The 6,594-nt window shown below is 69.0% G+C and carries 6 protein-coding genes; 1 reads left to right on the top strand and 5 read right to left on the bottom strand.

The annotated features are described in order from the left end of the window. Positions 1-602: 602 nt before the first annotated feature. The 3 genes from KM933_RS38125 to KM933_RS38115 all read right to left on the bottom strand — a co-directional run bounded on the left by KM933_RS38125 (position 603) and on the right by KM933_RS38115 (position 2,764). Positions 603-1,391 carry a class I SAM-dependent methyltransferase gene (locus KM933_RS38125; protein WP_221361991.1) on the bottom strand — a complete coding sequence of 263 codons (789 nt, stop codon included), beginning with the start codon at positions 1,389-1,391 and terminating at the stop codon, positions 603-605. A gap of 529 nt (positions 1,392-1,920) precedes the next feature. Continuing rightward, positions 1,921-2,334, bottom strand: coding sequence for a hypothetical protein (locus tag KM933_RS38120; RefSeq protein ID WP_221361989.1), 414 nt, complete (start codon positions 2,332-2,334; stop codon positions 1,921-1,923). Between the two features lie 10 nt (positions 2,335-2,344). Next, positions 2,345-2,764: a hypothetical protein gene (locus KM933_RS38115; protein ID WP_221361987.1), complete on the bottom strand. Its 420-nt coding sequence runs from the start codon at positions 2,762-2,764 to the stop codon at positions 2,345-2,347. A gap of 1,042 nt (positions 2,765-3,806) precedes the next feature. Between KM933_RS38115 and KM933_RS38110 the strand changes: the two genes are divergently transcribed. Then, a complete protein-coding gene (locus tag KM933_RS38110; RefSeq protein ID WP_221361993.1) occupies positions 3,807-4,154 on the top strand; it encodes a hypothetical protein in 348 nt (115 codons plus the stop codon). Positions 4,155-4,172: 18 nt separating this feature from the next. Here KM933_RS38110 and KM933_RS38105 read toward each other — a convergent pair whose 3' ends face one another. Further along, positions 4,173-5,345 (bottom strand): 4-hydroxybenzoate 3-monooxygenase, encoded by a 1,173-nt coding sequence (locus KM933_RS38105; protein ID WP_221361977.1) that lies wholly within the window; start codon positions 5,343-5,345, stop codon positions 4,173-4,175. A gap of 230 nt (positions 5,346-5,575) precedes the next feature. Next, a complete protein-coding gene (locus tag KM933_RS38100) occupies positions 5,576-6,361 on the bottom strand; it encodes a helix-turn-helix domain-containing protein (RefSeq protein WP_221361975.1) in 786 nt (261 codons plus the stop codon). Positions 6,362-6,594: the final 233 nt, after the last annotated feature.

The raw sequence follows: 6,594 nt of genomic DNA, 5'->3' as shown, positions 1-6,594 counted from the left end.
ACTGATCAACGCAGGCCAGACCACCACCCACTGATCAGACAAACCGCTTCTGGACAGGAGCAGCTGTCCGCGATCGGAATGCGCTGGACGTGATGGGCGTCGTCGCCACCGCCGTCGTCGCCCTCGGGGCCCGGCTACCTGCTCGCGCTGTCCACGGACGCCCCTCCCGGCATGACCAACCAGAAGATCATCCCACCCGGTCAGTCAACGTGACAGTGCCCCTGGAGATGCTCGTCCCGCCGCGCCGCCACGCTGGAACACCCCCGCGTCCGCGGGGAGGACGTGCTGACGCCGAGTCCGGTCGTCGTGGCCTGCGGAACACCCCCGCGTCGGCGGGGAGGACGCCAGGGGCTCGAGCGGCGCGGCTTCGGGCGCTGGAACACCCCCGCGGACGCGGGGGTGTTCCCAATCTCCAGGCGGTTGCTGACAGCGTCGCGCAGAACGATTTCGGGCTTGGGACCGTTGGCCGCCTCACGGCGTTCAGGGTGCCCGGACGCCGAAGTTGCCGACGCTGGCACTACCGCGTAGGGCCAGCGCCGTCTAGGGGTGTGCTCTGCGCCTGTCCGGAAGCGGGTGGAAGCAGCGGGCGTGCGGGCCGAGGTTCAGGCGCGTGCGGTGGTGAGCAGCAGTGGGGGGTGGGTGCGTTCGGTGGTCCAGGTGCTGCTGTGCAGGAGGGTGGGGTCGGTGGCGGGGTCGGCTTCTGCTTCGGCGACGGTGGGGTGGTGCTGGCCGATTCTGGTGAAGCCCGCCTGCTGCAGCAGGCGTGGGTAGATGTCGGCGGGCCAGTAGACGTTGGGGAAGGTCTGCCAGGTGTCGTCGTCGCAGCGTAGATGGACAGGCAGCGTGTCGCCGGGCCGGTAGGTGGCGCCCAGGTCGCCGATCTGCTGGCAGGTGTAGCGGATGCCTGTGTGGGTCGGGTCTGTGGTCAGGGCGGCGAAGGGGGCGCCGGGGCGCAGCAGGCGGCGGATCTCCTGGAAGGCGCGCAGGAGGGTGGTTTCGTCCGGTAGGAGGGCCAGGACGTGGTTGCACATGGCGGCATCGGCGCAGGCGTCGGGCAGGTCCGGGATGTGGTTGTCGGTGATGCGGTGGTAGGAGGCGTGGGGGATGGGGTGGTTGCGGGCGTGGGCCAGCATGGCGGGTGAGACGTCGGCTGCCAGGATGCGGACTGCGTAGTGGCGGGCGGCGTGGCCGGCGACGATGGCCGGGCCGCAGCCGTAGTCGAGTAGCACCTCGTCGCGTCGCCCGGCGAGGTTCAGGGCGCGGAAGACGAAGGGGTGGCCCAGCAATTGGTTCATGCGGTCGTCGCGCGCGGCGTACCAGGTAGCGATCTGCGGGCTGTCGTAGGCACCCTCAAGCGCTGACTGCCGCCCTACCGGGTCTGTTTCGTCCATACCGTCACAGTTCACCACAGCGTCTGTGGCCACGCGGGCCGGACGGTGCTCTCACCCGGATGCCGCCGCGCCCACCGACATGCGCCTTCCCCCGACACCAGGGCCGCACGGGGTTAGGAATTGCACTGCCTGTAAATCACTCCCGTGCGCGCAGCCCGATGCATCTCGCCGCGTCCTCCTGGGGGCCATCATCGTGGCCGGCCGAGGTGGTGAGGGCGAGAAAGCGGGCGTAGCCGCGGTCGGCGCGTGCCGGCAACGCCGGAGAAGGCCGGCCGAAGTCGGGCGGCTGGAGGCCGGGGGCTTCCGGTCAGGGGCCGATGGGTGTGGGTGCGCTCAGCTTGTTTTTTAACCTTCGCGTGGTTCCTGGCAGGGGTGGCAGGCGGTCGCGCGCCAGGCGTCGAAGCACCCGCGGCTGACCCAGCGGGCCGCCTGGCTCGACCACGACGGCCCGCTGCCGGTCATCGAAACAACGCCGTTGGTAGCGGCCCGGATGCGGGCGTGCCTGGCCCGCCCCGGGGGCAGCTCCGGTTCAGACGGTCGACGACTTGCCGAGGGTCACGCCGTTGGCCGTGCCCACCGAGTTCACCGGGGCGCTCTCGGGGAGGGACTTCCCGAAGCACACTGACCAGGAGCTCGCCCCGACCCCGGAGGACGAGCACGCCCAGTCGCCGAGCGAACCGGCGCTGGTCCACAGGTCGGCGGCGGCCGACACGCTGAAGAGGGTGGATCGGTTGTTGCGCACGATCACCGCCGCCTGCACTGCGCCTCCGCCCGCCGACCTGACCGCGCAGACCTGCGCGAGCACGCTGCTCGCGATCGTCACGCTCCCGTGGCAGCCCCACGTGGCGGAGCTGGAGGTGATCGGGTTCGTGTTGCCGTACGCCTTCCAACTGCCGGCGGCAGCCGAGGTAGTCCTGGAGGCCGCCGCGTGCCTGGTCGTCACCGACCACGGGTCAGATGATGCGCGTGCAGACCGAGCGGGTGCAGGACTGGCTTGCCACGATGTTGCCGTTCTCGTCCATCATCTCGATGACGACCCGCTGGACCCCGCCGGGGAGGGGGATGGTGAACGACTGCTTAAGGACCTGGTCCGGGCCGCCGGCGTATGCCCAAGGGCTGCAATAGCCTTGATCCTTCGCGCTGCCGTTGTAGGCGTCGGCGCAGATCGCGCGCTGGCCGCTGGCCGCGTGCACGACGCCGCTGAAGGACGCCGTGTAGCCGCTCGTGAAGTGGATCGAGCCCGACGTCTGGCTGTTGCCGTACGTCATGGCGAAGGGCCTGTCCACGTCGCTGGTGGCTGCCTGCGCCGGTGCGGCGGCGAAACCGAGCGCCGCAGCAGCCGCGATAGTGGTCGTCAGGAGAGTCTTGCGCATGTTCGGCACCTTCTTCGTCGGACGAGATTCGGTGGACGAGCGTGAGCGACCGACATCATCGTGCCTCCCGGCGACCGCGGACAAGGGCGCCACACCGGCCGCCGGTCACGGTAAGCCCCTCCCGCGCGTAGCCCCGTGGCACACCCCCCCGCAGGACTACCCTCTGGGCCGTGGCCGCACCAGGCGAGCGGCACTGGCCGGATGGCGGTGATTTCCTGGACGTCGCTCTGAGCTCGGTACGCACCGAGGAGCGCAAGGGGTACATCGAGCGCCTGGAGGCGTTCGTGGAGCAGCACCGCGCCCGCCCGGAGGGGATGCTGCGCACGCACGGGCCGGGCAGCACGCCCGCCTCCCACGGCCGGTACGCACTGATCGAACAGCCCGAGACCCCGGTCATCGTGGAGCAGATGGAGAGCGCCCCGTTCCTCCTGCGCGGCCAGTGGGAGAAGGAACTGGAGACGGTCTTCCTGGACGACCTCGAGTTCGTGTGGGGCCGCGGATCCGCCCCAGCCGGTGAGCAGCCAGGAACGAGCAGCGCGGCCNCGAGTTCGTGTGGGGCCGCGGATCCGCCCCAGCCGGTGAGCAGCCAGGAACGAGCAGCGCGGCCGGACAGGGTGATCCTGTCCGGCCCCGCTGACGTCGGTCAGCCGAAGTCGAGCGTGTCCTGTGCGAAGTCGGCCGGGGCCGGGCTGGGCAAGGGCGGCGGCGGTGCGCCGTCCTGGCGCGCAGCCTTCCAGCGCTCGATCAGCTCGTCCTTCCAGCCCTTGGGCGGAGGCCACGGCACGCCCCATTCGGCGAGTTGGGCACGCGTCCACGCCCCCTTGGATGTCTTGGCAGCTTCGATCTCTTCAGGTGACGGAAGTACAGGCATGCGGAATCAACGAACGACCGAATCGTCGGCGGAGCAATTACGACAGCATCGGCCGGAATCCTTGATTATCGCCGGTGGAGGCGCGAACGAGGCGACCAGCACACCGATAGCCGACGTTCGCTCTACGTTTCCTACCTCTCTGCTCTTGCCTCGGCTCGACACGCTTGCCGTATGACTGTTCGTGAGCCAGTGTCCGATTCCCAGCAGCGCCAGCGTGCAGTGTGGGAACCATTCGAAGCCTGCACAAGCCTGCGATACGAGCTATCGATCTGCGCGCCGCGCTACGTGGTCGAGAAGTCCGACGATTCGTTCCGACGCCTACGCGACCTGCGCGACGTTGTTGCTGACGGATTCAGCAGGGACAGCGAGGACATCGCCCGGCTCTCCCCGCTCAAACACTGCAACCTGAACCTCCTCGGCCTCTACAGCTTCGACGCCTCCGCCCCGGCGGCCGGCGCCCTGCGCCCGCTGCGCGGCCTGGAGGGGCCGGAACTGGACGAGGACGACGACGCAGCCTAATTCCGAAGGAGGTGGGGTCTAGTTAATTCCGGCTGTGAGTTCGCTGAAGAGCTTGTTCGCCGACTCGGAGGCGAACTGGCGCTGGAGCTCGGCGCGGGCGATTTGCTTCTTGAACTCGCCCTCGTAGCCGGTGAATCCGGCGTTGTGCATGGTGTCGGTGATCCACGTTGCGAACGCCTGGTAGTTCCAGATGTGCGGCAGGCAGGTCTGCGAGTAGCTGCCGAGGAGGCTGGAGTCGCCCTCCTTGGCGTGGTGGATCAACGCGCGGGCGAATACCTCGGTGTCGTGCAGGGCGAGGTGAATGCCCTTGGCGCTCATCGGCGGCACGATGTGCGCGGCGTCGCCCAGGAGATACAGGTTGCCGTAGCTCATCGGGTCGAACACCACGCTGCGCAGCGGAACGATCTGCTTGGACATGATCTCGCCGGGGGAGGGCGGCGTGCCGAAGCGGGCCTCCAGCTCGCTCCAGATGCGCTCGTCCGGCCACTGCTCGGGGGTGTCATCGACCGCGCACTGGAGGTAGATGCGGCTAGCTTCGGGGCCGCGGGGGATCATCCCGGCCAGGCCCAGTTCGTGGATCGCCATGCCCGAGGGCTTGGTCTCGGTGGCGGCCAGGACGCTGAGCCAGGAGTAGCCGTATTCGTGGGAGTACTCGGTCAGCGCGGGGGCGGGGATGGAGCGGCGGGAGACGCCGTGGAAGCCGTCGCAGCCGGCGACGAAGTCGCAGTCGATGGCTCGCGCCGCACCGTCGGCGTCCCGGTAGCGCACCACGGGGTGGCCCTGGGCGAGGTTCTCCAGGGCGACGTCCGCGACTTCGTAGCGCAGGTCACCGCCTTCGCGGAGGAAGACCTCGGTGAGGTTGCGCACCAGGACCTGTTGCGGGCAGTACAGGCTCTCGTTGTTGTCTTCGTCCACGTCGATCGGCATCGCGTGTCCGTCGATGTAAAAGCCACCCTCGCTGTGCGGAATCGGATCGCCCGCTAGGACTTCCTCCAGGCCCCAGTCGCGGAACAGGCGCACCCCGAAGGTGTCGATTGTTCCGGCGCGCTGGCGCTTCTCGACGTAGGCGCGAGGGTGCTTCTCCAGCACGATGCAGTCGACGCCGTTGCGCCGCAGGAAGTTGCCGAGGGTCAGACCGGCGACGCCGGCCCCGATGATGACGACGGCCGTGTCGTCGCGTGTCTCAGTCATGCGTTCAGGCCCTTCCGGATCCGTACGGTGGTCGGTACGCGTCGAACGCGTACATCGCGGCGCCGGCCATGAGGTCGGAGACCGGCGCCCGCTCGCTGTCCACTGTGAAAGACCCGGCGGGTTGCAAACCACTGGTAAGTCGACACTCGATACCGGAAACCCGCCAAGCCGATTCGGGCCGCGCTCACTGCATGCTCGACCAGCACAAATCAGGCAGGACGGCTTAGCGGCTAGCGTCCGTGAATGCGGAGGCCAGCCTGGTAACGGCCGGGTGTCTGGCCGACTACCTCAGTGAAGGCGTCGATGAAGGTGGACGGGTTGGACCAGCCGCATGCGACCGCGGTCTCCGTCACCGTCATCCCGTCGGTCAGGTGCGCCAGAGCGTGGTGGATGCGCAGGGTGGTCCGCCAGCGGTGGAAGCTCATGCTCAGCTCGGTGTGGAACAGGCGGCTGAGCGTGCGCTCGCTGGCTCCCACCGCCCGGCCCAGCTCGGCCATGGTGGAAGGCCGGGCGGGGTCCGCGCGCAGCAGGTCGGTGGCGGCGCGCAGCCGGTCGTCACTGGCTTCGGGAAGGTGAAGGGAGGTCTCGGCGGCGTCGGCCAGCTCGTCCACGATGACGGCGAGCAGGCGCCGGTGGGCGCCGGCCCGCCGTTCCGGTTCGTCGGTGAGCGCCAGGAGGGCCTCTCGCAGCAGTGGGCTCACCGCGAAGACGCTGGGGTGATCAATGAGCTCGGCGCATAGGTCGAGCGGTACGGACACCAGCCGCACGTCGGTCTGGCCGTAGAAGCGGTGCGAATGGGCGAAGTGCGGGGGCGTCCAGGTGATCCGGTCCGCCGGGGCGACCCAGGTGCCGCGCTCCGTCGCCGTGGCCAGGGCGCCGGCGGCGGCGTAGACCAACTGGCCCTGGACGTGGCTGTGGGGGTCGAGCTGGAAGCTGTGCGGCAGCCAGGCACCGCCTTGCAGGATCTCATCGTCTGCATCGGCGGGCGTCAGTGAAGGTTGGCGGGTTGTCGGCATCAGGCGTCAGTTTACCGGTGGTGTCGCACAAAGCGCCCCGCCGACAGTGGTCGCATGACCACGATGAAGCTCAAGTCCCGTCCCCAGGGGAGGTAGCGGTGGCCTCCCGGATCCAGAGCCCGCGCAAGCGACGGATGCTGTCGTTGACCGTGCGGGGAAGCGAGCAGCCCAGTCCGCACTTCATGACCGTCACGCTGGGCGGCGAGGACGTCCAGCACCTTCAGCGGTCAGGC

This window comes from Streptomyces beigongshangae, from assembly GCF_019710745.1.
Classification (GTDB): Bacteria; Actinomycetota; Actinomycetes; order Streptomycetales; family Streptomycetaceae; genus Streptomyces; species Streptomyces beigongshangae.
Note: the sequence above shows the minus strand (reverse complement) of the source record. Positions and strands in the feature narration are given on the sequence as shown.